Raw genomic sequence first — 24,726 nt, forward strand, 5'->3', positions numbered from 1 at the left:
ATCCCTTGGTCATTCGGCCGGGAACACGCCTTCGAGGCGGTCCTCCAGCTCGTCATTGGCTTCGCGCAGCGCGGCGAGGGTGGCCTCGTCGGGCGTCCACAGATTGCGCTGGCAGGCTTCGAGCAGGCGGCCGGCCACCCGCGCCGAGCTCTTGGGGTTGAGCGCCGCCATGCGCCGGCGCATCTCGGCATCGAGCACGAAGGTCTCGGAAATCTTCTGATAGACCCATGGGGCCACCTGCCCGGTGGTGGCCGACCAGCCCAGCGTGCTGGTGACGTGGCCCTCGATCTGGCGCACGCCTTCATAGCCGTGTTCGAGCAGGCTTTCGAACCAGCGCGGGTTCAGCGTGCGGGTGCGGGTTTCAAGGTCGATCTGTTCGCCGAGCGTGCGCACCTTGGGGCTGCCGCGGGTGGCATCGAGGATATAGACCGGGGTTTCGGACCCCTTGGCCCGCGCCACCGAGCGGGTGACCCCGCCAAGGCCATCGACATATTGGTCAACGTCATTGATGCCCAGTTCGATGCTCTCGAGGTTCTGATAGGTGAAATCGACCGTGGCGAGCGCGCTTCTGAGCAACTCGCGCTGCTGCACCGGCCGGCCCGAGACGCCATAGGCAAAGCCCTTGTTGCTCTCGAAGGCATTGGCCAGTTCATCCGGATCGGCCCAGACCCCGCCGGCGATCATCTGGTTGACATTGGCGCCATAGGCCCCTTCGGCATTGGAGAACACGCGCAGCGCCGCGGTCTCGAGATCGCAGCCATGCTGCTGCATCAGCGCGAGGCTGTGCATGCGGATGAAATTGGCCTCCTCAGGCTCCTCGGCCTGACTGGCGAGCAGCGCGGCTTCGGCCAGCATTCGGATCTGCATCGGCAGGAGATCGCGGAAGATGCCCGAAAGCGTCATCACCACGTCGATCCGCGGGCGGCCGAGTTCTGCGAGCGGGATGAGTTCGGCCCCGGCCAGGCGCCCATAGGTGTCGCGCCGCGGGCGCGCGCCCATCAGCCGCAGCGCCTGGGCCACCTGCACCCCTTCGGACTTCATGTTGTCAGTGCCCCACAGCACCATGGCGATGCTTTCGGGGAAAGGCTCGCCGCCCTCGATGTGGCGGGCGATCAGCGCTTCGGCCTGGGCGCTGCCAAGCCGGCAGGCATAGGCCGAGGGCATGAGGAAGGGGTCAAAGCCGTGGATGTTGCGCCCGGTGGGCAGCACCTCGGGATTGACCACCAGATCCCCGCCCGGCGCCGGGGGCACATAGCCGCCATCGAGCGCGTGGATCAGCGCGCCCAGCTCGTCCGAGGCGGCAAGCCGCGCGGCCAGCGCGGCGCGATCGGGGGTGGGGCCATCGTGGCTGCCCGCTTCCATCATCGCATCGAGCATGTGCTCGGCCTCGGCCCCTTGCGGGTTGCGGCCAAGGACATGCAGCCCATGGGGGATCAGCACCTCCTCGATCTCGTAAAGGCGCGCGGGCAGCTCGCCGATATCGCCATAGGTGATGTCGAGCGCTTCGGCCTGATCGGCGATGAGGCGGGCAAGATCGGCGCGCTCGGCGGCATGATCGGCATCATCGGGCGCGGCGCGCCAGCGATCGAGGCTGGCCTTGAGTTCGGCCAGGCCCTTGTAAAGCCCGGCCTGCGCCAGCGGCGGGGTGAGATAGCTGATCAGCGTCGCGCCCGAGCGGCGCTTGGCCAGCATCCCTTCGGACGGGTTGTTGGCGGCGTAGAGATAGAAATTGGGGCAAGCGCCGATCAGCCGGTCAGGCCAGCACTGGCCCGACATCCCGGCCTGCTTTCCGGGCATGAACTCGAGCGCACCATGGGTGCCGAAATGCAGGATCACATCGGCGCCGAAATCCTCGCGCAGGAAGCGGTAGAAGGCGCTGAAGGCGTGGGTCGGGGCAAAGCCGCCCTCGAACAGCAGCCGCATCGGATCGCCCTCATAGCCAAAGCCGGGCTGCACCCCGATAAAGACATTGCCGAGCTGAAGGCCCTGGACGAGGATATGCCCGCCATCGGCAAGCTGCCGGCCAGGAGCCGGGCCCCAGGCGGCCTCGATCTCGGCAAGGTAAGGCTCGCGCCGCACATGCTCATCGGCCGGGATGCGGTGGGCGACATTGGCATCGGTGCCATAGCGCTCGGCATTGCCGCCCAAAAGCGCCTCGCGCAGCGCCTCGACGCTTTCGGGCACCTCGAGGCTGTAGCCTTCGGCCTTGAGCCTTTGGAGCGTGGCGTGAAGCGATTCGTGCACCGCGAGGAAGGCGGCGGTGCCGGTGGCTCCGGCATTGGGGGGGAAGTTGAACAGCACGATGGCAAGCTTGCGCGCCGCGCGCGCCTTGCGGCGCAGGCGGATGAGCATCAAGGTGCGCGCGGCCAGCGCCTCGGCCCGCTCGGGGCAGGCCTGCATCGGCTTGGCCTTGTGCGAGGCCGGGCGCGGACATTTGCGCGCGCAGCCGGTGCAGCCACCTTCGCCCCCGCCGGCGCGCCCGCCAAAGACATGCGGCACGCAGGCACCATCAAGCTCGGGCAGGGCCACCAGCATGGTCGCCTCGATCGGCAGGAGCCCCTGCGCACGGTGCGCCCATTCCTCGATCGTCTGGAACTCGGTGGCATGGGCGGCGATGTAAGGCAGATCGAGCCGGGCGAGCACCTCGCGCGCGGCTGCCGCATCGGAATAGGCAGGCCCGCCGACCAGCGAAAAGCCGGTGAGATTGACGATCGCATCGACCGTGGGCCGCCCGTCGGGGCCGATGAAGAACTTCTCGATCGCCGGGCGCGCATCGAGCCCGCTGGCAAACACCGGCACCACCTTGAGCCCGGCGGCCTCGAAGGCGGCGATCGCCCCGTCATAATGCGCGCAGTCACGCCCGAGGATGTAGGAGCGCAGCAGGATGAGGCCGACCGTGCCCTCGCGCCCTTCGCCTTCGGGCAGCAGCCGCAGGCTTTCGGAAATGCGCTGGCGGGTGCGCGGGTGATAGACCCCGGTTTCGGGATATTCGCGCGGCGGCTCGGCCGGGGTGATGCCGCGGCGATAAATCCGATCGCCCGCGGCATAGCGGTCGATCAGCGCGCGCACCATGGCGATCACGTTCTCGTCCGATCCGGCGAGCCAGTATTGCAGCGTGAGGAAATAGGCGCGCACATCCTGCGCGGTGCCGGGAATGAACTTCAAGAGCTTGGGCAGGCGGCGCAGCAGTTTCATCTGCCCGGCGCCCGAATTGCTCGGCCCCTGGCCCTGCTTGCCCGGCTTGCCGCGCAGCCGCTTGAGCAGCGCCAGCGGGCCGCGGGCCGGCGCGTCCATGCGGTATTGGCCCATTTTGGTGAGCCGCACCACTTCGCCCGCGCTCATCATGCACACCATGGCATCGCAGGCCTCGCGCCGCGCCTCGAGGCTGGGCAGGATCAGGCGGATGTGATCATCGAGGAAAAGCATCGTGGCGATCACGATGTCGGCCTCGGCAATCGCGGCCTTTACCCTCTCGAGCGCGCCGGCATCGCTCGCCCAGTCACTGGCGGCATGGAGGCTGAGCGCGATGCCCTCGGGCGCGAGCGCGGCTTCGGCCCGGTTCACCGCGCCCTTCAGGTGATTGTCGAGCGTGACGATCGCCACCCGCACAGGCGCCCGCGGATCGACCGAGGCGGGGGAGGCGATCTTACCGTGCATAATGGGCCTTGGCCTCGTAGAGCGTGTCGAGATCGATGGCGCTGCGCCCTTCGGCAGCGGCGAATGCCTCGGTGTTGCGGCGCGCCTTGCCGCGCACGAAGAAGGGGATTTTCTTGAGTTCGCGCTCGGCCTCGGCGGTCCACACCGGCCCGCCCGTGTCGGCTGGGGCCGGTTCGGGCGCGGCTGGCGCTGGGCCGGGGGCGGGCGCGGCCTCATGGGCCGGTGCCGGGGTGCTGGCTGCGCGGCTTCCCCCAGGCGCGCGCGGGCTGTGCGCGGCGAGGTGGCTGGGGCCGGCCTCGTCGGCAAATTCGAAATCCTCGCGGAACATGGTGAGCAGGTGCTCCTCCAGCCCCATCACCAGCGGGTGCACCCAGGTGTCGAAGATCACGTTGGCGCCCTCGAAGCCCATCTGCGGCGAGTGGCGCGCGGGGAAATCCTGCACATGCACCGGGGCCGAGATCACCGCGCAGGGCAGGCCGAGCCGCTTGGCGATGTGGCGCTCCATCTGCGTGCCCAGCACCAGCTCGGGCGCGGCGGCGGCGATCGCTTCCTCAACCGCGAGATGATCGTCGGTGATCAGCGGCTCGACCCCGCAGGCCGCCGCCTCGGCGCGCAGGTCGCGGGCGAATTCGCGGTTGTAGCAGCCAAGGCCGCAGACCTCGAAGCCCAGTTCCTTGCGGGCGATGCGGGCCGCGGCGATGGCGTGGGTGGCATCGCCGAAGATGAACACGCGCTTGCCGGTGAGATAGGTCGAATCGACCGAGCGGCTCCACCACGGCAGGCGGGAAGAGGTGTCGCCGAGGGCAGGCGTGGGATCTGCACCTGCCAGCTCGGCGACTTCGGCGATGAAGGAGCGGGTGGCTCCCACGCCGATCGGGACGGTCCGCACCGCGGGCTGCGCGAATGTGCGCTCCAGCCAGCGGGCGGCCTCATCTGCGATTTCGGGATAAAGGACGATGTTGAAATCGGCCGCGCCGATGTGGGCGATGTCCCTCGGCCTCGCGCCCAGCGGGGCGACGAGATTGACCTCGACCCCGAGGCAATCGAGGATCTTGCGCACCTCGACGAGATCGTCGCGGTGGCGAAAACCGAGCGCGGTGGGGCCAAGGATGTTGGCCCGCGCCGGGCGGCCCGCGCGCGGGGGGCGCGTGAGCGACCGATCGGCGAGCGTGCGCACGATCTGGTAGAAGGTTTCAGCCGCGCCCCAGTTTTCCTTGCGGCTGTAGCTCGGCAGTTCGAGCGGAATGGCAGGCACGGGCAGGCCCATCGCCTCGGCCAAGCCCCCCGGATCGTCCTGGATCAGCTCGGCGGTGCAGGAGGCGCCGACGATGATCGCCTCAGGGGCAAAGCGCGCCACCGCCTCGCGCGCGGCATCCTGGAACAGCTGGGCGGTGTCCTTGCCCAGATCGCGCGCTTCGAAGGTGGTGTAGGTCACCGGCGGGCGCTTGGCGCGCCGCTCGATCATGGTGAACAACAGGTCGGCATAGGTATCGCCCTGGGGGGCGTGGAGCACGTAGTGCAGCCCTTCCATCGCGGTCGCGACCCGCATGGCCCCCACGTGGGGCGGCCCTTCATAGGTCCAGACCGCCAGCTGCATCGCCCTAGACCTCCAGCAACGCATGCCGGCGCAGCGGCCGGGCAAAGAGTTCGGCAAGATCGGCGGCCTGATCAAAGCCGTGGATCGGCGAGAAGACGAGTTCGATCGCCCACTTGGTGGTCAGCCCCTCGGCCTCGAGCGGGTTGGCAAGGCCCAGGCCGCACACGGTGATATCGGGCCGGTCGGCGCGCACGCGATCAAGCTGGCGCTCGACATGCTGGCCCTCGGCAAGACGCACGCCGGGGGCAAGGCGCGCCAGTTCGGGCGCGAGATGGGCGCGGTGGAGATAGGGCGTGCCGACTTCGACCAGTTCCATCCCCAGCTCGTCCTGAAGGAAGCGGGCAAGTGGCACCTCGAGCTGCGAATCCGGCAGGAAGGTGATGCGTTTGCCCTCAAGCTCCGGGCGCAGCCGGGCGAGCGCGCGGCGGGCGCGCTCGGCGCCCGGGGCGATCACCCGCTCGGCCACTTCGGGCGCGATGCCAAAGGCGCGCGCCGCGGCGCGCAGCCAATCGGCGGTGCCCTCGGCCCCGAAGGGAAACAGCGCCGCGATCCGCTGCGCCCCGCGCGCCTCAAGCGCCATCGCGGTGGCCCCGAGGAAGGGCTGGGCGAGCAGAAAGCGCGTGCCCGGCCCCACCGCGGGCAGATCGCGGGCGCTGCGCGCCGGAAGCACGCGCACCCGTTCGATCCCCATGGCGGCAAACACGCGCAGGAACTGGTCTTCGACGATATCCGGGAGCGCGCCGACGATCAGCAGCTCGGCCGGCGCGTCGGGGGCAAGCGCGGGCATGTCGGGCACCAGCGCGGCAAGGCAGGCATCCTCGCCCTGGGTGAAGGTGGTCTCGATCCCGCTGCCCGAATAGTTGAGGATCCTGACCTCAGGCAGATAGCGCGCGCCGAGCCGCTCGGCGGCCTTGGCAAGATCAAGCTTGATCACCTCGGATGGGCACGAGCCGACGAGGAACAGCGTCCTGATGTCTGGGCGGCGCGCGAGCAGGCGGGCAACCACCCGGTCAAGCTCGTCCTGGGCATCGGCCATGCCGGCAAGGTCGCGCTCCTCGAGGATTGCGGTGGCAAAGCGCGGCTCGGCAAAGATCATCACCCCGGCCGCGCTCTGGAGCAGGTGCGCGCAGGTGCGCGAGCCGACCACGAGGAAGAAGGCATCCTGCATCTTGCGGTGCAGCCAGATGATCCCGGTGAGCCCGCAGAACACCTCGCGCTGGCCGCGTTCGCGCAGCACCGCGCGCGCCGGGTCTGCCGCGGTGGGGGCCACAGGGGCGGCGCAGCCCTCGAGCAGATCGAGCGCGCTCATGCCGGCACCGCCGCGGCGCTGCCTGCGCCTTCGAGCCGCGCCATGCGCAGCTTCCACAGGAACTGGCCGGCATTGATGACATAGGCGGCATAGCCCGCCAGCGCGACCAGCATCCGCTCTTCGAGGGTGCCAAGACCGGCAAAGAGCATCACGAGGTAGAGCGTGTGCAGCGCCAGCACCAGCATCGAGAACACGTCTTCCCAGAAGAAGGGCTCGGCAAACAGCCACTTGCCGAACACCACCTTCTCCCAGATCGAGCCGGTGACCATGATGGTGTAGAGCACCATGGTCTTGATCACGATCGAAAGATCGGCGGCAAAGGCGCCCTCGCCGGTGACGAGCGTGCGCAGCACCAGCGCGAGGCTGACGAGAAACACCAGGAATTGAAGTGGCGCGAGCACGCCCTGCACCACGGTCCAGACCGAGGCATCGCGCCGCCGCCGCTGCTCGGCGGTGTAGAGCGCTCTGGTCCTCACCCGTTTCTGGCCCGCCACCCGTGCGCCTGCCTGGGGTTCGACCGGGGATACCTGATCCATCCGAGTCATCTGCCGCGTCAGCCTTTTTGTCAGACTCGGATGATTACTCTTTAGCCCCTATGTGTCAACTCAATTGGACGTTTAGCTAGCTTGACGACCATGCCCTTGTCGGTAAGGTCGTTTGCGCCCTGATCGAAAAGAGCGTAAAAGAGAGTCGCTGGCTTTTCGGGATCAGAGCCAAGGCCGCTTCGTCCGGTTGTGGTCGCCACCTCCTCGCGGAAAGGCTTTCCGCAAGACCTAGGAGGGTCTGACGAATGGGAGAGTCCAAGGCTTCAAGCATGTTCGGCGCCGGATCGGCGATGCTGCGCGAGGTGATCGCCGCGCCGCTCGAACGGGTCAGACGCAGGAGCGCGGCCCCCGCGCCAGGCCAGGACGATTCGGTCAACACCATCATCGAGAGCGAGATCATCCCGCGCCTGCTGATGGCCCATGGCGGCGGGTCTGGCGGGGCTGGCAATGGCGCGCGCCCAAGGCTGCGGCGTGGGCGCGGCATCAGGCCCGAGGATGCCTCGCGCTTTGCCCTGCTGCCGCTGCGGCTCGAGGCGGCGTGCCTCATCGAGGAGGTCGATGCCTTCATCGCCGAGGGCGCCAGCGTCGAGACCATCTGCATCGATCTGCTCGCCCCTGCGGCGCGAATGCTGGGCGAGATGTGGGATCGTGATGAATGTGATTTCCTCGATGTCACAATGGGTTTGTGGCGGCTGCAGGAAGTGATGCGCGAGATCGCCGCGCGCAGCCCGGCCGAGCTTGGCGGGCTTTGCATCCCGCGCAGCGCACTGTTCTCGCCGATGCCCGGCGATCAGCACAATTTCGGCACGCTGATGATCGAGGAGGTCTTCGCCCGCGGCGGCTGGCGTAGCGAGGCGCTGGTGCGGCCCGAGCGGCGCGAATTGCTCGACCGGCTGGCGCGCCAGCCCTATGATCTGGTGGGATTGACGCTCGCCCGCGATTGCCCTAGCGCGGCCCTTGCAAACCTCATCAAGGCGATGCGCGCGGCATCAGCCAATCCCCACATCATGGTGCTTGTCGGCGGGCGAATGATCAACGAGAACCCGGGCTTGGTAATCGAAGTGGGGGCAGACGGCACGGGCGTGGACGCGCTGGCGGCTCTCGAAGTGGCAAATGCGCTGGTGGAGAAGGCAGCCGTTCGTGATCTGAACCTCGGATAGGTTCGGATCGCCGCCATGCTCACCCGCAAACACAGCATTGAAGGCAAGAACCCCTTCGGCAAGGCCGCCGAGCTGTTCAACACGCTCGATGCCGAGGCGGCGATGAAGCTGGCGATGGTGGCGGGCGATGTCACCCTGGTGCTCGATGATACCGGCACCATCCTCGATGCCGCCTATGATCCGCGCGAATTTCCGGCCTTTGGCGATTGGGTGGGCAGCAACTGGATCGACACCGTCACCGATGAGAGCCGCCCCAAGGTGATGGAAATGCTGGCCGCCGCCCGGCGCGGCGAGGTGCAGCACTGGCGCCAGGTTAACCATCCCTCGCGCGATGGTGATGTGCCGATCCGCTATGCTGTGCTCAGCGTCAATCGCGGCGAGCACCGCATCGCCTTTGGGCGTGACCTGCGCGAGGCGGGCAAGCTCCAGCAGCGCCTGCTCCAGGTGCAGCAATCGCTCGAGCGCGATTATCTCAAGATGCGCCAGCTCGAGGCGCGTTATCGGATGCTGTTCGAGCGTTCGAGCGAGCCGGTGCTGATCATCGAGGGGGGAACCTTGCGCATCCGCGAGGCCAATGCGGCCGCGCACGCGCTGCTTGGCGTGCGCCCGGTCGGCCTGCCGGGCAAGAAGCTGTTGAACTTCATCGACAAGAATTCGCACGAGGTGGTGCTGAGCCTGGTCGGCGCGGCGCAGGTGTCGGACACGGTCAGCCCGGCGCCGATCTGCATCACCAAGGGCGCGCGCGAGGTGATGGCCGCCTTCACCGGCTTTACCCAGGATCGCGGACAGTTCCTGCTGGTGCGCCTGACCCCGATCGGCGAGCGCAGCGGGGCCGAAGGCTCGCCGGTGCTCGATCTGATTGATCAGATGCCCGATGCCTTCGTGGTCGCCGACAGCAATCTGGCGATTGTCACCGCCAATGCCGCCTTTGTCGAAATGGTGCAAGCCGCCAGCGTCGATCAGTTGCGCGGGAGGCACCTGTCAACGTGGATCGGGCGGCCGGGGATCGATCTGGAACTGATCGAGGGGCAGATCGATCAGCACGGGGCGGCGCGCAATGTCGCCACGGTGCTGCGGGTCGGCCAGGACGTTGAAGGCGAACCGGTTGAATTGTCGGCGGTGCGCACCGCGGGCGAGGATGGCTATTACGGCTTCGTCATCCGCCCGATCGGCCGGCGCCTGCGCGATCTGCCCCCGGGCCGGCAGGATCTGCCGCGCTCGGTCGAGCAATTGACCGAACTGGTCGGGCGGATGAGCCTCAAGGACATTGTGCGCGAGAGCACCGATCTGATCGAGCGGCTGTGCATCGAGGCGGCGCTTTCCTACACCGCCGACAACCGTGCTTCGGCCGCCGAAATCCTCGGCCTGTCGCGCCAGAGCCTCTATTCCAAGCTGCACCGCTACGGGCTCGGCAATCTCGCGGGCGAAAACGACTAGCAAGGCCCCCTCGCGCGCCGCGCGGCGCTTTCCTGCCTGCGCACCGGGCCCGTGACCTTCAAGCCGCTCTAAGCCAAGGCAATTCGTCGCATCCGCGCGCCGATCTGTCCAATTGCTTGACAGCAAGCCGATGGACATGGCTTGCGCCCGATCACGATTTATCATTCCGAAAACGGGCCCAATGCAAAAATGAGTGTCAAAATAATTTGACGCTTCATGGCGTCAGACATACCCTTTTGCCATGGAGCATTCGGTAGCCCCGACTCGCCCGGCGGCCCCGCAGCCAGCCTCCCGGCCCGCGCGCCTGCGCCCGCGCGATGTGCTCGAGCTGATGAAGCCGATCACCTGGTTCCCGCCGATGTGGGCGTTCCTGTGCGGGGCGGTGTCATCGGGCGTGGGGCTGGAAGGGCGCGGCTGGTTCGTGGCCGGCGGGGTGCTGCTGGCAGGGCCGCTGGTGTGCGGCACCAGCCAGGCGGTGAACGACTGGTTTGACCGCCATGTCGATGCCATCAACGAGCCGCACCGCCCGATCCCCTCGGGCCGGATCCCAGGCCGCTGGGGCCTTTACATCGCCTGCATCGCCACGCTGGTTTCGGCCGGGGTTGCCTGGTTGCTCGGCCCGCTGGTGTTTGCCGCGGCGCTGATCGGCCTTGCCTTTGCCTGGGCCTATTCGGCCCCGCCACTGCGGCTCAAGGCCAATGGCTGGGTCGGGCCGCTGGTGTGCGCCCTGACCTATGAGGGCCTCTCGTGGTTCACCGGCGCGGCGGTGATGCTCGGCCATGCCCCGCCGGTCGAGGTCGGCATCATCCTGTTCATGTATTCGCTCGGCGCCTATGGGATCATGGCGCTCAATGATTTCAAGGCAGTCGAAGGTGATCGGCAGACGGGCCTAGCCTCATTGCCGGTGGTGATGGGGGTGGACGCGGCGGTGCGCTTTGCCTGCACCACCATGGCCTCGGCGCAGATCGTGGTGATCCTGCTGCTGCTGATCTGGGGCTTTGGCCTTTCGGCGCTGATCGTCACCGGGCTGCTGGCCGCCCAGATCGCCGCCATGCCGCGGCTGATCCGCGATCCGGCCGGGCAGGCGCCGTGGTACAATGGTGTTGGGGTGACGCTCTATGTGCTGGGGATGCTCGCCGCCGCGCTCGGCCTTGGGGGCTATATCTGATGCACGCCCCCCGGCCTGCGCCCCAGGATGCGACGGGCAAGGCCGGGTTCGGGTGGCTGGCGATCATCCGCATCGGGTTGGTGCAGGCCGCGATCGGCGCGCTGGTGATGCTGGCGACCACGGTGCTCAACCGGGTGATGGTGGTGGAACTGGCGCTCGCCGCGGCGATCCCCGCCGGGCTGGTGGCCTGGCACTATGGGGTGCAGCTTGCGCGCCCGCTGTGGGGCCATGCCTCGGACCGCGGGGGCCGGCGCACCGCCTGGATCGTCGGCGGGGTGGGGCTGCTCGGCCTCGGCGGGCTGCTCGCCACCCAGGCGACGATCTGGATGGCAAGCGCCTTTGCCCCGGCGCTTGCGCTGGCCGTGCTTGCCTATGCCCTGATCGGCGCGGGCGTGGGGGCGGGCGGCACCTCGGCGCTGGCGCTGCTCGCCAGCGGGGTGGCCCCGCAGCGCCGCGCGGCGGCCGCGGCGCTCACCTGGATCATGATGGTCGCCGGCATCGTCGCCTCGGCGATCAGTGTGGGCCAATTGCTCAAGCCCTTTTCCTTCACTCGGCTGCTGCTGGTCGCCGGGGGCCTGGCGCTGGTGATGGTGCTGGTTGCCGCGCTCGCCACCTTCCGGCTCGAGCGGCAGGCGGGCCGCTTCGGCCATGCCGCGGCCGATGCGCCCGCACCCGCCTTTGCCGCGGCGCTGGCCGAGATCTGGCACGAGCCGGCGGCGCGGCGCTTTACCATCTTCATCTTCGTCTCGATGATCGCCTTCTCGATGCAGGACTTGATCCTCGAGCCCTTTGCCGGCCTCGTCTTTGGCCTTGCGCCCGGAGAATCGACCCAGCTGGGCGGGCAGCACCAGGGCGGGATCCTTGTTGGCATGATCCTCACCGGGATCGGCGGCAGCGCCTTTTCCGGCAAGCGGCCCGATGGTCTGCGCGCCTGGGTGATCGGCGGGTGCCTCGTCTCCGCGCTGGGGCTGGGGGCGCTGGGGCTTGCCGCGGTGAGCGGCCCGCCCTGGCCGCTGGGGCTCAATGTCTTCGTGCTCGGGCTTGGCAATGGCGTCTTTGCCGTGGCGGCGATCGGGACAATGATGGGCCTTGCCGGCGCGGGCAAGACCACGCGCGAGGGTGTGCGCATGGGGGTGTGGGGCGCGAGCCAGGCGATCGCCTTCGGCCTTGGCGGGCTCTCGGGCGCTCTTGGCGTTGATCTTGCCCGGCGCGCGCTGGGCGCGGCTGGGCCGGCCTTCCAGCTGGTCTTCGCGATCGAGGCAAGCGCCTTCGTGCTCGCCGCGCTGCTTGCCGTCAGGGCCACCGGCAGCGCGGCGATCCGCAGCATCAGCATGGCCGAGACGAGGCCCGAGCGGGCAGGAGAGAGGTTCGCATGAGCGAGATGGTCTATGATGCGGTGGTGATCGGCGGCGGCCCGGCGGGCGCCACCGCGGCAAGGGCGCTGGCGCTGGCCGGCCGCTCGGTGCTGCTGATGGAGCGCGGCGGGCGGATCAAGCCCTGCGGCGGGGCGATTCCCCCGCGCCTCCTCGCCGATTTCGACATTCCCCAATCGCTGCTGGTGGCACGGGCGCGCGCGGCGCGGATGGTGGCGCCTTCGGGCCGCGCGGTCGATATGCCGGTGGGCGAGATCGGTTATGTCGGCATGGTCGACCGCGAGGATTTTGACGAATGGCTGCGCGAGCGCGCGCGCCATTCGGGGGCCGAGCGTCTTACCGCCACCTTCGAGAAGATCGCGCGCGACGATGCCCCGCACCCGATCGTCATCTTCCGCCGCAGCCGCGGCGCGCCGCTCGAGCGCGTGCGCGCGCGGGTGGTGATCGGGGCGGATGGGGCGCGCTCGGCGGTGGCCAAGCAATGCCTGCCCGGGGCCGAGCGCGTGCCTTGCGTCTTTGCCTATCACGAGATCATCCGCAGCCCGCAGGTAAGTTCGGATGCCTTCGATGGCAGCCGCTGCGACGTGTTTTACCAGGGGCGTCTCTCGCCCGATTTCTATGCCTGGGTCTTCCCCCATGGCGAAACCGCGAGCATCGGCGTGGGCAGCGCCAACAAGGGCTTTTCCTTGCGCGGGGCGATCGCCACGATGCGCGCCGATCTCGGGCTTGATCGCTGCGAGACCCTGCGCCGCGAGGGCGCGCCGATCCCCTTGAAGCCGCTGAAGCGCTGGGACAATGGCGCCGATGTGATCGTGGCGGGCGATGCCGCCGGGATCGTCGCCCCGGCCTCGGGCGAGGGGATCTATTACGCCATGGTCGGCGGGCAAATGGTGGCCGAGGCCGCCGCTGCCTTCCTTGCCACCGGCGACGCCCGCCACCTGCACCAGGCCCGCAAGCGCTTCATGCAGGAGCACGGCACGGTGTTCATGGTGCTGGGGATCATGCAATATTTCTGGTATTCTACAGACAAGCGGCGCGAGCGCTTTGTCACCATGTGCGATGACAAGGACGTGCAGGAGCTCACCTGGCAGGCCTATATGCACAAGCGGCTGGTGCGCGCCAAACCGATGGCGCACCTCAAGATCTTCCTCAAGGATACCGCCCACCTGCTAGGCTTGCGCGCCGCAACCCGCTAAACCCCCCTGCCATGAAGCGCATGATGATCCTGCCCGTGGCGGTGGCGAGCCTTGCTGCGCTCGGCGTGGCGGCGCTGGGGGCGACGGTGACCGATCTTGGCCCCTGGTATCAAGGGCTGGAAAAGCCCGGCTGGACCCCGCCCGATGCGCTCTTTCCGATGGGCTGGACGCTGATCTATGCGCTCATCACCATGTCTGCGGTCTATGCCTGGCGCGATGCGCGCACTTCGGCCGAGGCGGAATGGGTGATCGGCCTGTTTGCCCTCAACGGCTTTCTCAACATCACCTGGAGCCTGATCTTCTTTCGCCTGCAGCGGCCCGATTGCGCCTTCTATGAGCTCATCGCGCTGTGGCTCTCGATCCTCGTGCTGATCGTCTATTGCGGGCGCTTCTCGCGCATCGCCGCGCTGCTCTTGCTGCCCTATCTTGGCTGGGTGAGCTTTGCCGGGGCGCTCAACCAGGCGGTGGTGGCGCTCAACGCGCCCTTCGGCTGAGCGGGGCGGGCGGGGGCGATGGCCTGGCTCTTTGCATCGGGCCATGCGGCCGATCTTATCCTCATCGTGCTTGCGGCCGAGGCGCTGTGGCTGCGCCGCGCGCGCGGCTGGCGCTGGCGGGCGATCGCCGGCCTCATCGGCCCGGCGGTGCTGATCGTGCTGGGCCTGCGTGCGGCGCTCACCGGCGCGCCGTGGTGGTGGATCGCGCTGCCGCTCGCCGCTTCGCTGCCGCTGCACCTTCTCGATCTAAGCGCGCGGCTGGCCGAGGATTGAGCGCGGCCCCGCGCTGGCGCCTGCCATCTACGCGGCGGGCAAGGCCTGGTGCGCGTTGGGCGAGCCAAGACAAGGCCCGGCGCAGGGGAAGCCTGCACCGGGCCAGTCAGGATCGTGCCGCCGGGGGGTGGCGGCCTCACGCGCGGGCCTATTGCCCGGTCGATTCCTGGATCGCGCCGCTCGGATCGTAGTGGATGGTATCGGCAGCGTAGTGGTGTTCCTGCGCCCACAGATACCAGTTGTCGACCACGGTGCCGGTGAGCAGGATGCCGATCCCGCCGGTGAGCGTGGTCAGCACCGCAAACCACCAGGCCCAGCGGTGGATCGATTCAAAGCTGGCGTTGAAGCCCATCACCCAGCGCCAGAACAGCGCCCCGCGCTCGGCCGCGGTGCCCCGGTCGGTGATCTGCTCGATCTCGCGCTCCCCGCCATAGCGCCCGAGCGCGAGGATGGTCGCCCCGTGCATCGCAAAGAGCAGCGCCGAACCGTAGAGGAACACGATCGAAAGCGCGTGGAACGGGTTGTAGAACAAGTTGCCATAGACCAGCGAGAAATTGTTGGTCCAGTCGAGGTGGCTGAAGATGCCGTAGGGCACGGCTTCGGACCACTGGCCCATCAGCATCGGGCGGATGAAGCCCAGCACCAGGAACAGCCAGATCGCGCTGGCAAAGGCCCAGGGAATGTGCATCCCCATGCCCAGCGCCTTGGCTCGCATGTAGGTGCGCGCCCACCAGCACAGCACCGAGATGGTGAGGAAGGCCCCGGTCATGATGAACCAGCCGCCCTTCTCCAGCGGGACGAAGGGGCTGAAGCCATATTCCGGCCCCGGCGGATCGAGCGAGAGCCAGAAGAACTCGCGCATGAAGGTCTGCGGGCTCCACCCGGCCTGGGCCCAGAAGTTCAGCCCGATGATCAGGATCGCCGCCCCGCCGAAGACCAGGCTGAGCGTGCCCAGCAGCCCGAGATAGACCGGGCCGATCTGGGCCTGGCCGATCTTGCCCATCCAGTAGTTGTGCCCGGTGAGCGCAAGCCGCCCCTCCGAGCCGTCGAGGTGCGGGACGCCCATTTCGGGCGGCCCTTGCACTTGCACCTGGGTGAAGATGTTCTGATAGGTCGCCATGTTCAGGTGCTCCTCATGACCAGATCGGGATCTTCTTCCAGAAATCCCAGAATTCGATCCAGCTGCCGACATACAGGGTGCCGGAAATGACGATGCAGATGGCGCTCCAGAACCCGGCGTTGAGCGCCAGGAAGAGCCCCACCCGGTGAATGCCGAGCGTGCCGACCGAATAGCCGATGAAGTCCCGGAAGTAGGTGTCCTCGTATTCGGGCGACTTGACGTCGGTCCCGCCGCTCGGATTGACCGCCGAGAGCACCAGCCCGCCATGCAGCGCGAGCGCCAGGCAGTTGGTGAAGAAGAAGGTGATCGCGAGCATGTGGACGGGGTTGTAGTGGAAGTTGCCGAAGGCATAGCCCACGCCCGAGACCCAGTTCAGATGGGTCCAGATGCCATAGGGAAAGCCATTGCCCCAGGCCCCCATCCACAGCGGACGGATGACGTTGAGCGTGACATAGGCAAACACCGCCACGCTAAAGGCGATCGGCACGTGGTAGCTCATGCCGAGCTTGCGCGAGATCTCCGCCTGCCGGAAGACCCACGAGACGAAGGCCACCACCGCGCAACAGGTGATGATCTGCCAGTATCCGCCCTGTTTGAGCGGTGCCAGCGAGAGGCCATACTCGACCGGCGGCGGGTTGATCGAGATCAGCCAGGGGTTGAGGGTCGGGCCCTGGGTGGCCGCGGCGAAGATCAATGCGGTGCCGAGCAGCGCACTGATGGCCGTGGTCACTCCAAAGAAACCGACATAAAACGGCCCGACCCAGAAGTCGAACAGGTCGCCGCCGATCAGGGTGCCACCGCGGACGCGGTATTTCCGCTCGAAACTGAGGAGCGCCATAGGTCCATCCTTCCCGCCTCAGCGGCAGGTTCTTGAAGTGATCGAAAGGAGTGTCAGGAGGCAGGCAGGCGAACCTGCCCCCTCACATTCGACCAGGGGCTAGCCGGCCGCCGGATTTTCCGACGATTCGACCGCGGCCTGAGCCGGCGCGGGCGTGCCGGGGGCGCGCTCGAGCCAGTTGTAGCGATCCGTGCTCAGCAGGATGAAGTGGATGGTGAAGGCCAGCACAGCCAGACCCACATGCAGCGCAACCAGAACGCGGCGGATGTCAAAATAGAACCAGATTCTCCACATGGGAAAATTCCTTTCGTGAACCGATCAGAGGACCATGGCCCCTTGCGCGCGGCAGGCGGGGCGCGTGTCCGACGGAGTTAGAGCCAGGGCTTGTAGGCCCACATCAGAGCATGGGCGACCAGCGCGATCGCCACATAGAGCGTGAAAGTGCCCATGAAGCCCTTGTGGATTTCCTGCGCCTCTTCGGGCGTCAGGTGGGTCCCGATGCGTTCATTCATTGGGTTTTCTCCATTCAGTTGGGTGAGAGTGGGAGCCCGAAGGCCCCCGTCGGCATCCCCGCGTGATCCCCCACGTGGATTGGAGAGCCCCCTTGCGGGGGGCATTCTGTGGCGCGGCAACGGCACGGGGCCGCAGCAGCAACAAAGGCTGGAAAAGCGCAAAAGCCAGGGCAAGGGCGGGCCGCATGGTCATGTTGCCGCCCCCTCGAGCAGTGCCTCGGCGAGGCAATCGGGTGAAACCGTGGTCTCGCCGCGTGCGCGCGCCGCGCGTTCGGCCGCATCGCGCAGGCGCTTGGCGGCGGAAATGCGGATCAGCACCGGTTGGGCCTCGACCAGCTGGTCGAGCCGTGCCTTGGCCTCATCGTCCCAGCTGAGCGGCACCTCGCGCCGGGCTGGCGTGGGCGCAACCTTGTCCATCTCGGTTGCGAGGGGCAGGATGTGGAAGAGCGCATCGAACAGCGCGTTGCACACCTCCTGCACCAGATAGGTCGCGCCCGAATAGCCCATGAAGGGCGTGCCGGTGTGGCGCCGGATCGCCGCGCCGGGGAAGCTCGCCGGGATAAAGACCCCGCGCCCGCCGCATTCGGCCAGATACATCCGCTCATTATAGCTGCCGAACAGCACCAGCGGCGGATTGCCGTGGATCGCGGCGCGCACCTCATCATTCTTGGGCTTGGCCCCGGCGCAGCGGGAAAAGGCGAAGGCGCAGGGCAGGCCCATGTCCTCTTCAAGGAAACGGCGGATGCCGCGGGCATAGGTTTCGTTGGCGACGATGCCGAAGCTCGCCGTGCCGAAGAAATCCTGCGTGACCGAGCGCCACAGATCCCACAGCGGCTTGATGGTGGTGTGCTTCTCGCGCTCGATGAAGGGTTCGGGATCGAGCCCCAATTCGGCCCCCAGCGCGCGCAGGAAACGGGTGGTTTGCGTAAGGCCGATGGGCGCCTGGAAATAGGGCCGCTCGAGCGCCTCACACAGCCCGCGGCCATATTCGCGGTAAAGGCAGATATTGGCATCGGCCTCGGCCAGGCGGGCGATATCGGCAAGGTGGGTGCCCAGGGGGAAGATCACCCCGACCTCGGCGCCGATGCCTTCGACGAGGCGGCGGATCTCGGCGAGATCGGAAGGCATGTTGAACATGCCATAGGCCGGGCCGATGATGTTGACCTTCGGCCTTTCGCCCTCCTTGCGCTGCCGCGGGGCGGGCACCTTCTTCGGCCCGAACTCGCGCCACAGCCACACCAGCGCGCGATCGGCCGATTGCCACTGGTCCTCATCGATCGTGCGCGGAAGGAAGCGCTTGATATTGGTGCCCTCGGGCGTCACCCCGCCGCCGATCATCTCGGCGATCGAGCCGGTGACGACCACCGCCGGCAATTCGGGATCGAGCGTCTGCCAGGCCCGCTTCATCGCCGCCTCGGTGCCGGTCTTGCCCAGCTCATCTTCCGAAAGGCCGGTGACCACGATCGGCAGCTCGTGCGGGGGCAGGGCATCGGTGTAGTGCAGCACCGAGGTGACGGGCAGGTTCTCGCAGCCCACCGGGCCATCGATGATGACCTGCAGGCCCTTCACCGCGGTGAAGACATAGGTGGCGCCCCAATAGCCACCGGCCCGATCATGATCGAGAACCAGGCTCATGTGCCCACCGCCTCCGCTGCCTTGCGCGCGGCCTCGTTGAGGGCGGCGTATTTCTTGCGGAACTTGGGCCGGTCCACCGGCACGTCCTGCCACACCCCGGCGGCATGATCGGTGCCCACGCCCTCGAAGAAATCGCGCATCGCGGCAAAGCGCGCGCGGTTGGCAAGGGCGGCGTTGATCACCGTGGCAAGGCTGCCCGCGCCCGCCGGGCCCATCAGCGGCCGGGCCGAGATGAGATTGGTGAAATAGAGCGCCGGGATCGCCTTGGCCTTGGCGTGCTGAACCACCGGGGTGGTGCCGATCGCAAGGTCGGGGCGATATTCTTCAACCGCGGCGATATCGTGTTCGAGGCTGGCGCGGAAGCTCACCTCGACCCCGCGTGCTTCGAGCCATTCACGGTCGGCATCCGACCAGCGGGTCCTGGGGCAGGCGCTGCCGACATAGGGCACCTCGGCCCCGCTTTCGATCAGCAGGCGCGCCACCAGCAGTTCCGAGCCCTCATAGCCCGAAACCGTGATCCGCCCCTTGATCGGCATCTTCCCGAGCGCCGCGCGGCAGGCGCCGATCATCGCGTTCTTGACCCCATCGACCTTGGCCTGGGGCAGGCCGAGCACCTCGCCGAGCGATTGTAGCCAGGCCGCGGTGCCATCGGCGCCGACCGGGGCCGAGCCGATCACCGGGCGCCCGGCGGCCTCGAACTCGCGGATCGAGGCGGTGTAGAAGGGGTGGATCGCCGCCGCGACCGCGCAATCGAGCGCGGCGTAAAGCTCGCGCCACTCGCGCGTGGGCACCACCGGGCCGGCGGCAAGGCCGAGCGGCTCGAGCATCTGCCCGATCACCACCGGATCGGCCGGGAACATCTCGCCGAGCAGCGTGACGCTGGGCTTGTCTGCGCGTTCGCGCGGGGCGGCGACGGGACCGGCCATGGCTTCCTCGCGGGCATAGGCGAGCATCGCCCCGGCGAGCACGTCCTTGGCCTCGGCATGGGTGGGCACGCCAAAGCCCGGCACGTCGATGCCGATGATCCGCACCCCGTTGATCTGCTTCCTGAGCAGCCGGAGCGGCACCCCGCTCGCCGTGGGCACGCACAGGTTGGTGACCACGATCGCATCATAGAGCGCAGGATCGGCCAGGCCCTCGACCGCCTCCTTGATGTCCTCGAACAGCTTGCCCGTCACCAGGGTTTCGGAATTGAACGGGACATAGCCGACCGTGCGCCGCGCCCCATAGAAATGCGAGGTGAAGGTGAGGCCATAGACGCAGCAGGCCGAGCCCGAGAGCACGGTGGCGGTGCGCCGCATCCTGAGGCCCACCCGGAGCGAGCCGAAGGCCGGACACATCGATTGCGGCTGATCATGCGGGCCAACCGGATAATCGGCGGCATAGCGATCGAGCAGGTCGCTGTTGCCCGCGGCGCGCGCGGCCTCGCGCATCGTCTCCTTCGAAGCACAGCCGCCCGCCAGCGCCGGATCGAGCTCGATCCGGTCAGGGGCGCGCGGGGCGTCAAAGGCGGCCGGACTGTTCATGCCTCGTCGTAGATCACCTCCAGGCTTGGGCGGACCTCGAAGGAGCCGCCGCGCATGTCGGCCTGGGTGGCCGGGATCAGCTCGATCGTGCCGCCCACCTGATCGGGGCTGAACAGGCCGAGCAGCTCGTCCTGTGACAAGGGCTTGGGGCGCAGCGGCGGGGCCTTGGCGACATTGGTTGCCAGTTCCTCGAACAGGCCGCCCCATTCACCCCCGGGATAGCCGATGATCTGGTAATTGGCGCTCTTGCGGCGGATGTCCTCATGCGCGGGGATGGCGGTGAGCACCGGGATCCCCACCGCCTTGGCAAAGGCCTGGGCCTCGCCGGTGCCATCGTCCTTGTTGACGATCATGCCGGCGACGCCGACATTGCCGCCGAGCTTGCGGAAATATTCCACCGCGTGGCACACATTGTTGGCCACATAGAGCGATTGCAGGTCGTTCGAGCCGACCACGATCACCTTCTGGCACATGTCGCGCGCGATCGGCAGGCCAAAGCCGCCGCACACCACGTCGCCGAGGAAATCGAGCAGCACGTAATCAAAGCCCCACTCGTGAAAGCCCAGCTTCTCGAGCGTTTCAAAGCCGTGGATGATGCCGCGCCCGCCGCAGCCGCGCCCGACCTCGGGCCCGCCCAGCTCCATCGCGAAGACGCCGTCGCGCTGGAAGCACACGTCCTCGATCCGCACCTCCTCGCCGGCGAGCTTCTTCTTCGAGGAGGTCTCGATGATCGACGGCGTGGCCTTGCCGCCGAACAGCAGGCTGGTGGTGTCGCTCTTGGGATCGCAGCCGATCAGCAGCACGCGCTTGCCCTGCTGGGCCATCATGTAGCTGAGGTTGGCAAGGGCAAAGCTCTTGCCGCTGCCGCCCTTGCCATAGATGGCGATGATCTGGGTTTGCTTGGTCACCTCCCCGGTGTGCACCGGATCGGGATCATGACTCGCTTCCTCGCGCAGGGCGGCTGCCTGGGTGTCGAGCACGGACATCAGCATTGGCTCCAATCGAGGACCATCTTGAGACAGGCAGGGTCCGAGAAGGCCTGGGGATAGGCCTCGAGCGCCTCTCCGGCGGGGCGCCGGTTGGTGATGAGGCCCTTGAGATCGAGCCGACCGCATTCGATCAGCGCCCGGGTCTCGGCAAGGTCGCCCGGCTGCCATTCGGCCGCAACGCGCAAATGGGCCTCGCGCATGAAGGCGGCAGGGAAGGCAAAGCTCACCCGCTCGGAATAGAAGCCCGCGAGCACGATCTCGCCGCCCTTGGCCAGGCGCTCGATCAGCGTGTCGATGAGGCCGGCATCGCCGCTGGCATCATAGATTGCCCGATAGTCGCGGCGTTCGTCAGCCTCGGGCGCGATCACCTGATAGCCCAGCGCGCCGCTGCGGCGGGCGGGGCTCACCTCCCACACCGTGGGCGCCGCCCCGCCGAGCGCAAGCGTGATGCGGGCGAGCAGGCGGCCGAGCACGCCGTGGCCAATGATGAGATCGGGCAGGGCCGCGGCGCGGGCAAAGCCGCCCTTGATCGCGTGCAGCGCGGTGGCGGCGAGCGCGCACAGCACCCCTGCTTCGCCCAGATGTTCGGGGATCGGCAGGGCGCGCGCCGAAGGCACCACCACCCGCCGCGCGGTGCCGCCGAACAGCCCGCGCGCCCCGGCAAAGCAATTGGCACCCGGCACGAACACCCAGTCGCCGATGCGCCCGCGCGCCGCCGGGCCGGCATCGCAGATCCGCCCGACCGATTCGTAACCCGGCACCAGCGGATAGCCGAGGCCGGGGAAGGGCGGCATCTGCCCGCTCCACAGGAGTTTTTCGGTCCCGGTGCTGATCCCGCTGAAGGCGATTTCGACCAGCACGTCGCTGTCTTCCACCGGCTTCATCTCGAGCGCGCGCAGCGCCAGGCGCTGCGGTGCTTCGAGAATGACTGCCAGCGTGTTCATCGCCTCGTCCTCTCCGAGTGCCAGCGACAGCGCAGTCGAGTCGGAAACCCGATCGCTACGTTCTCCCACCTGTTTGCTACGCCTTACGCAAACAACTGTCAATTTAATTGGACAAGTTTTCTCAGGCCCGGGCCAGCACCACGCTTGCGTTGACCGGTTGCGCGGTGGCGACGGGCCGTGCCGCGGCAAATCCCGCTTTCCGGCACATCGCGGCGATCTCGCCGGGGCTGCGCGGGCGGCCAGAGCCCATCGCCCAGAGGTAAAGCCCAAAAAAGGCTTCCCCCATCGCCTCGGCGCCGGGCACGCGCGCCATCGGCTCGGCGATCAACAGGCGTGCGCCGGGGGCCAGGCTGCGGCGGATATTGGCGAGCAGCGCCGCTGCGGGCGCATCGTCGTGATCGTGGAGGATGCGGATCAGCGCGACCATGTCGTAGCCTTGCGGAATGGGGTCGCGGAAGAAATCCCCCGGATGGATGCTTACCCGCTTGTCCCCCAGCGCCTGGGCGAGCCGCGCGCCGCCGACCGCGGCGACTTCGGGCAGGTCGAACAGGCCGACAGCAAGGTGCGGGTGCGCGGCGCCCACCGCAGCGAGAAAGGCGCCGTGCCCGCCGCCGACATCGAGCAGCCGCCGCGCGCGGGAAAAGCGCACCGCAGCGAGCACCTCGCCCGCAACGAAATGCTGCGAGGCGGCCATCAGTTCGGAATCTTCCTGGGTTGCGGCGCCGCGCTCGCCCGCGCCGTGGAGCGCCCCGGCATAGCTCCAGAAGCGGCTGAGCGCGGTGGGCGCGCTGCGATCGGCGCGCAGCAGCGCCAGCGGATCGGCAAGGTCGGCATAGAGCAGCCGGTGGTGGCGCACCATCGCCTGCACCCCGGGATTGCCGGCAAACACCGCCCCCTGTTCGCCCAGCATCCACTGATCCGGCAGGACTTCCTCAGCCAGGCGCAGCGCCCTTCCGGCGCGCAGCAGGGTCAGCGCGGCGGCGGGCGACAGGCCCATGCGCGCGGCAATCTCGGCATGGCCGAGCGGGCCTTGGGCGAGGATCGCAAACAGCCCGCCCTCGACAAAGGCGCGCAGCACCTGGGCATAGGCAAAGCCGGCCAAGAGATCGAAGGCCCCGCGCGCGGCTGCGGGCGATCCAGCGCACCAACGGCAGGCGCGCGGCCCAATGCTGGAAGCGGGGCGAACCAAACACCCGGTTGCGGCGCGCGACATAGCCCAGCTTCAAGGCAGCCCAAAGGCGCTTCATCTGGTCTCAGCTCGGGCCATATGTCCAAATCATTGGACAGATGAGACCGTAAGGTCAATGATAAAGCCCGGCCATGGCCAGAGGAGTGGCGCGTGACGAGGCGAGTCGCCGTGATCGGAGCAGGCATTGGCGGGCTGGTGAGCGCCGCCTTGCTCGCCGCGCGCGGGGCCGAGGTCACGGTGCTGGAAAAGGAGGCCTGGGTCGGCGGCAAGGCGCGCCGGGTGCGCGTGGATGGTGCCGAGATCGATGGCGGGCCGACGGTCTTTACCCTGCGCGAGGTGTTCGAGGAGGTGTTTGCCGCCTGCGGCGCGCGGCTCGACGATCATGTCCGGGTGACCCCGGCCGAGATCATCGCCCGCCACGCCTGGGATGATCGCGCCGCGCTCGACCTCTTTGCCGATCCGCGCCGTTCGGAAGCCGCGATCGGGGATTTTGCCGGGGCTGAGGCGGCGCGCGGCTACCGCGCCTTCTGCGCCGAGGCGGCGCGCATCTATGCGGTTCTGGAGGAGCCGTTCCTGCGCGGCGACAAGGCCAGCACCCCCCTGCCGATGATGTGGCGGATCGGCCCGGCGCGGCTCGGCGAGATGCTGGCGATGCGCCCCTTCACCCGCATGTGGGATGCGCTGGGCGGGCATTTTGCCGATCCGCGGCTGCGCCAGCTGTTTGGCCGCTATGCCACCTATTGCGGCTCTTCGCCCTTCGCTGCCCCGGCCACCTTGATGCTGATCGCGCATGTCGAGGCGCGCGGGGTGTGGGTGATCGAGGGCGGGATTCATGCGCTCGCCCGGGCGCTGGCCGAGCTTGCCGTGCGCCAGGGCGCCGCGGTGCGCACCGCTGCGGCAGTGACCGAGGTGCTGGTGAGCGGCGGGCGCGCGCGCGGGGTGCGGCTTGCCAGCGGCGAGGAGATCGCTGCCGATATCGTCATCTGCAACGCCGATCCTTCGGCGCTCGCCACCGGGCGGTTTGGCGCAGCCGCAGCGCGCGCGGTGGCGCCGCTGCCGCCCCGCGCGCGCTCGCTCTCGGCGCTGGTGTGGTATGCCCATGCCGAAACGAGTGGCTTTGCCCTCAATCACCACAACGTCTTTTTCTCGCGCGATTACGCCCGCGAATTTGCCGAGATCGCCGGCGGCGCGCCCCCTTCCGATCCCACCGTCTATGTCTGCGCCATCGACCGGCCCCCCACCCTTGCCGGGGCCGCCCTGACGCCGGGCACGCGCGAGCGGCTGCAGATCATCGTCAATGCCCCGGCCGATGGCGACACCCAAAGCTACAGCGCAGAGGAGAGAGCGCGATGCACCAAGGCCATGATGGCAAGGCTCGAGCGATGCGGGCTCATGCTCGAGCAGCCCCTGCCGCACCAGCTGATGACCCCGCAGGAATGGGAGCGCCTGTTCCCGGCCACGGGCGGCGCGCTCTATGGGCGGGCGTCGCACGGCTGGGCAGCCTCCTTCCAGCGACAGGGGCCGCGCACCCGCCTGCCGGGCCTGTTCTGTACGGGCGGGGCGACCCATCCGGCGGCCGGCGTCCCCATGGCAGCCTTGTCCGGGCAGCTGGCGGCGCGGCTGATCGCGAAGGACCTCGCTTCGATGAGGACATTCCGCCCGGCGGCTATGCCTGGTGGTATGTCGATGCCATCAGCGACGACGGGCAGCACGCGCTGACGATCATCGCCTTTGTCGGCAGCGTCTTTTCCCCCTATTACAAGC

Annotated in this window: 21 protein-coding genes; 8 read left to right on the forward strand and 13 right to left on the reverse strand. The window is 68.1% G+C overall.

Going from position 1 to position 24,726, the window contains the following annotated elements; all coding sequences use genetic code 11:
* Positions 1-9 precede the first annotated feature (9 nt).
* Genes G524_RS0113100 through bchF form a run of 4 tightly spaced genes read right to left on the reverse strand, consistent with a single transcriptional unit; the run spans position 10 to position 7,099 of the window.
* Positions 10-3,657 carry a magnesium chelatase subunit H gene (locus G524_RS0113100; RefSeq protein WP_036857985.1) on the reverse strand — a complete coding sequence of 1,216 codons (3,648 nt, stop codon included), beginning with the start codon at positions 3,655-3,657 and terminating at the stop codon, positions 10-12.
* Positions 3,647-5,254, reverse strand: coding sequence for a ferredoxin:protochlorophyllide reductase (ATP-dependent) subunit B (gene bchB / locus G524_RS0113105; RefSeq protein WP_027444095.1), 1,608 nt, complete (start codon positions 5,252-5,254; stop codon positions 3,647-3,649). Before bchB ends, G524_RS0113100 begins: the two co-directional genes overlap by 11 nt.
* A 4-nt stretch (positions 5,255-5,258) precedes the next feature.
* Complete coding sequence (locus G524_RS0113110; RefSeq protein ID WP_027444096.1) at positions 5,259-6,563, reverse strand: ferredoxin:protochlorophyllide reductase (ATP-dependent) subunit N; 1,305 nt, start codon at positions 6,561-6,563, stop codon at positions 5,259-5,261.
* Positions 6,560-7,099, reverse strand: a complete 540-nt coding sequence (bchF, locus tag G524_RS0113115; RefSeq protein ID WP_051221248.1) for a 2-vinyl bacteriochlorophyllide hydratase — start codon at positions 7,097-7,099, stop codon at positions 6,560-6,562. The genes G524_RS0113110 and bchF overlap by 4 nt, the downstream gene beginning before the upstream one ends.
* 278 nt (positions 7,100-7,377) lie before the next feature.
* Here bchF and G524_RS0113120 point away from each other — a divergent pair, with 278 nt between their 5' ends.
* From G524_RS0113120 to G524_RS0113150, 7 genes are all read left to right on the forward strand, one after another.
* Complete coding sequence (locus G524_RS0113120) at positions 7,378-8,268, forward strand: cobalamin B12-binding domain-containing protein (RefSeq protein WP_027444098.1); 891 nt, start codon at positions 7,378-7,380, stop codon at positions 8,266-8,268.
* A 15-nt stretch (positions 8,269-8,283) separates the two neighbouring features.
* Positions 8,284-9,705 carry a transcriptional regulator PpsR gene (gene ppsR / locus G524_RS0113125; RefSeq protein ID WP_027444099.1) on the forward strand — a complete coding sequence of 474 codons (1,422 nt, stop codon included), beginning with the start codon at positions 8,284-8,286 and terminating at the stop codon, positions 9,703-9,705.
* Positions 9,706-9,946: 241 nt separating this feature from the next.
* Positions 9,947-10,873, forward strand: coding sequence for a chlorophyll synthase ChlG (chlG, locus tag G524_RS0113130; protein WP_027444100.1), 927 nt, complete (start codon positions 9,947-9,949; stop codon positions 10,871-10,873).
* On the forward strand, positions 10,873-12,249 hold the full coding sequence (locus tag G524_RS16020; RefSeq protein ID WP_051221250.1) for a BCD family MFS transporter: 1,377 nt from the start codon (positions 10,873-10,875) through the stop codon (positions 12,247-12,249). The genes chlG and G524_RS16020 overlap by 1 nt, the downstream gene beginning before the upstream one ends.
* The gene (locus tag G524_RS0113140) at positions 12,246-13,442 is read left to right on the forward strand and encodes a geranylgeranyl diphosphate reductase (RefSeq protein WP_027444101.1); all 1,197 of its coding nucleotides are present in this window, start codon (positions 12,246-12,248) and stop codon (positions 13,440-13,442) included. The genes G524_RS16020 and G524_RS0113140 overlap by 4 nt, the downstream gene beginning before the upstream one ends.
* 11 nt (positions 13,443-13,453) lie before the next feature.
* Positions 13,454-13,936, forward strand: coding sequence for a TspO/MBR family protein (locus G524_RS0113145; protein WP_027444102.1), 483 nt, complete (start codon positions 13,454-13,456; stop codon positions 13,934-13,936).
* An 18-nt stretch (positions 13,937-13,954) separates the two neighbouring features.
* Positions 13,955-14,209, forward strand: a complete 255-nt coding sequence (locus G524_RS0113150; protein WP_027444103.1) for a hypothetical protein — start codon at positions 13,955-13,957, stop codon at positions 14,207-14,209.
* Between the two features lie 148 nt (positions 14,210-14,357).
* Here G524_RS0113150 and pufM read toward each other — a convergent pair whose 3' ends face one another.
* The 9 genes from pufM to G524_RS16025 all read right to left on the reverse strand — a co-directional run bounded on the left by pufM (position 14,358) and on the right by G524_RS16025 (position 22,875).
* Positions 14,358-15,329, reverse strand: a complete 972-nt coding sequence (pufM, locus tag G524_RS0113155; RefSeq protein WP_027444104.1) for a photosynthetic reaction center subunit M — start codon at positions 15,327-15,329, stop codon at positions 14,358-14,360.
* 13 nt (positions 15,330-15,342) lie between these two features.
* The gene (gene pufL, locus G524_RS0113160; RefSeq protein WP_027444105.1) at positions 15,343-16,167 is read right to left on the reverse strand and encodes a photosynthetic reaction center subunit L; all 825 of its coding nucleotides are present in this window, start codon (positions 16,165-16,167) and stop codon (positions 15,343-15,345) included.
* Between the two features lie 99 nt (positions 16,168-16,266).
* A complete protein-coding gene (gene pufA / locus G524_RS0113165; RefSeq protein ID WP_027444106.1) occupies positions 16,267-16,461 on the reverse strand; it encodes a light-harvesting antenna LH1, alpha subunit in 195 nt (64 codons plus the stop codon).
* 77 nt (positions 16,462-16,538) lie between these two features.
* The gene (gene pufB, locus G524_RS16740) at positions 16,539-16,679 is read right to left on the reverse strand and encodes a light-harvesting antenna LH1, beta subunit (protein WP_084625188.1); all 141 of its coding nucleotides are present in this window, start codon (positions 16,677-16,679) and stop codon (positions 16,539-16,541) included.
* A 189-nt stretch (positions 16,680-16,868) separates the two neighbouring features.
* The gene (bchZ, locus tag G524_RS0113175; RefSeq protein ID WP_027444107.1) at positions 16,869-18,314 is read right to left on the reverse strand and encodes a chlorophyllide a reductase subunit Z; all 1,446 of its coding nucleotides are present in this window, start codon (positions 18,312-18,314) and stop codon (positions 16,869-16,871) included.
* Complete coding sequence (gene bchY / locus G524_RS0113180; protein WP_027444108.1) at positions 18,311-19,840, reverse strand: chlorophyllide a reductase subunit Y; 1,530 nt, start codon at positions 19,838-19,840, stop codon at positions 18,311-18,313. The genes bchZ and bchY overlap by 4 nt, the downstream gene beginning before the upstream one ends.
* Complete coding sequence (locus G524_RS0113185; RefSeq protein ID WP_027444109.1) at positions 19,837-20,826, reverse strand: chlorophyllide a reductase iron protein subunit X; 990 nt, start codon at positions 20,824-20,826, stop codon at positions 19,837-19,839. The genes bchY and G524_RS0113185 overlap by 4 nt, the downstream gene beginning before the upstream one ends.
* On the reverse strand, positions 20,826-21,773 hold the full coding sequence (gene bchC, locus G524_RS0113190; protein WP_027444110.1) for a chlorophyll synthesis pathway protein BchC: 948 nt from the start codon (positions 21,771-21,773) through the stop codon (positions 20,826-20,828). The genes G524_RS0113185 and bchC overlap by 1 nt, the downstream gene beginning before the upstream one ends.
* Before the next feature lie 121 nt (positions 21,774-21,894).
* Positions 21,895-22,875, reverse strand: a complete 981-nt coding sequence (locus tag G524_RS16025) for an acetylserotonin O-methyltransferase (RefSeq protein ID WP_245561375.1) — start codon at positions 22,873-22,875, stop codon at positions 21,895-21,897.
* Positions 22,876-23,112: 237 nt separating this feature from the next.
* Here G524_RS16025 and crtD point away from each other — a divergent pair, with 237 nt between their 5' ends.
* Positions 23,113-24,681 carry a 1-hydroxycarotenoid 3,4-desaturase CrtD gene (gene crtD, locus G524_RS0113200; protein WP_027444111.1) on the forward strand — a complete coding sequence of 523 codons (1,569 nt, stop codon included), beginning with the start codon at positions 23,113-23,115 and terminating at the stop codon, positions 24,679-24,681.
* Positions 24,682-24,726: the final 45 nt, after the last annotated feature.

It is taken from the genome of Erythrobacter cryptus DSM 12079, from assembly GCF_000422985.1.
GTDB classification, from domain to species: domain Bacteria; phylum Pseudomonadota; class Alphaproteobacteria; order Sphingomonadales; family Sphingomonadaceae; genus Erythrobacter; species Erythrobacter cryptus.

What these genes read in the sequence shown, in the direction of transcription:
- G524_RS0113100 (WP_036857985.1), bottom strand. Translation starts at nt 3,657, where the DNA reads ATGCACGGTAAGATCGCCTCCCCCGCCTCGGTCGATCCGCGGGCGCCT.
- bchB (WP_027444095.1), bottom strand. Translation starts at nt 5,254, where the DNA reads ATGCAGCTGGCGGTCTGGACCTATGAAGGGCCGCCCCACGTGGGGGCC.
- G524_RS0113110 (WP_027444096.1), bottom strand. Translation starts at nt 6,563, where the DNA reads ATGAGCGCGCTCGATCTGCTCGAGGGCTGCGCCGCCCCTGTGGCCCCC.
- bchF (WP_051221248.1), bottom strand. Translation starts at nt 7,099, where the DNA reads ATGGATCAGGTATCCCCGGTCGAACCCCAGGCAGGCGCACGGGTGGCG.
- G524_RS0113120 (WP_027444098.1), top strand. Translation starts at nt 7,378, where the DNA reads ATGTTCGGCGCCGGATCGGCGATGCTGCGCGAGGTGATCGCCGCGCCG.
- ppsR (WP_027444099.1), top strand. Translation starts at nt 8,284, where the DNA reads ATGCTCACCCGCAAACACAGCATTGAAGGCAAGAACCCCTTCGGCAAG.
- chlG (WP_027444100.1), top strand. Translation starts at nt 9,947, where the DNA reads ATGGAGCATTCGGTAGCCCCGACTCGCCCGGCGGCCCCGCAGCCAGCC.
- G524_RS16020 (WP_051221250.1), top strand. Translation starts at nt 10,873, where the DNA reads ATGCACGCCCCCCGGCCTGCGCCCCAGGATGCGACGGGCAAGGCCGGG.
- G524_RS0113140 (WP_027444101.1), top strand. Translation starts at nt 12,246, where the DNA reads ATGAGCGAGATGGTCTATGATGCGGTGGTGATCGGCGGCGGCCCGGCG.
- G524_RS0113145 (WP_027444102.1), top strand. Translation starts at nt 13,454, where the DNA reads ATGAAGCGCATGATGATCCTGCCCGTGGCGGTGGCGAGCCTTGCTGCG.
- G524_RS0113150 (WP_027444103.1), top strand. Translation starts at nt 13,955, where the DNA reads ATGGCCTGGCTCTTTGCATCGGGCCATGCGGCCGATCTTATCCTCATC.
- pufM (WP_027444104.1), bottom strand. Translation starts at nt 15,329, where the DNA reads ATGGCGACCTATCAGAACATCTTCACCCAGGTGCAAGTGCAAGGGCCG.
- pufL (WP_027444105.1), bottom strand. Translation starts at nt 16,167, where the DNA reads ATGGCGCTCCTCAGTTTCGAGCGGAAATACCGCGTCCGCGGTGGCACC.
- pufA (WP_027444106.1), bottom strand. Translation starts at nt 16,461, where the DNA reads ATGTGGAGAATCTGGTTCTATTTTGACATCCGCCGCGTTCTGGTTGCG.
- pufB (WP_084625188.1), bottom strand. Translation starts at nt 16,679, where the DNA reads ATGAATGAACGCATCGGGACCCACCTGACGCCCGAAGAGGCGCAGGAA.
- bchZ (WP_027444107.1), bottom strand. Translation starts at nt 18,314, where the DNA reads ATGAGCCTGGTTCTCGATCATGATCGGGCCGGTGGCTATTGGGGCGCC.
- bchY (WP_027444108.1), bottom strand. Translation starts at nt 19,840, where the DNA reads ATGAACAGTCCGGCCGCCTTTGACGCCCCGCGCGCCCCTGACCGGATC.
- G524_RS0113185 (WP_027444109.1), bottom strand. Translation starts at nt 20,826, where the DNA reads ATGTCCGTGCTCGACACCCAGGCAGCCGCCCTGCGCGAGGAAGCGAGT.
- bchC (WP_027444110.1), bottom strand. Translation starts at nt 21,773, where the DNA reads ATGAACACGCTGGCAGTCATTCTCGAAGCACCGCAGCGCCTGGCGCTG.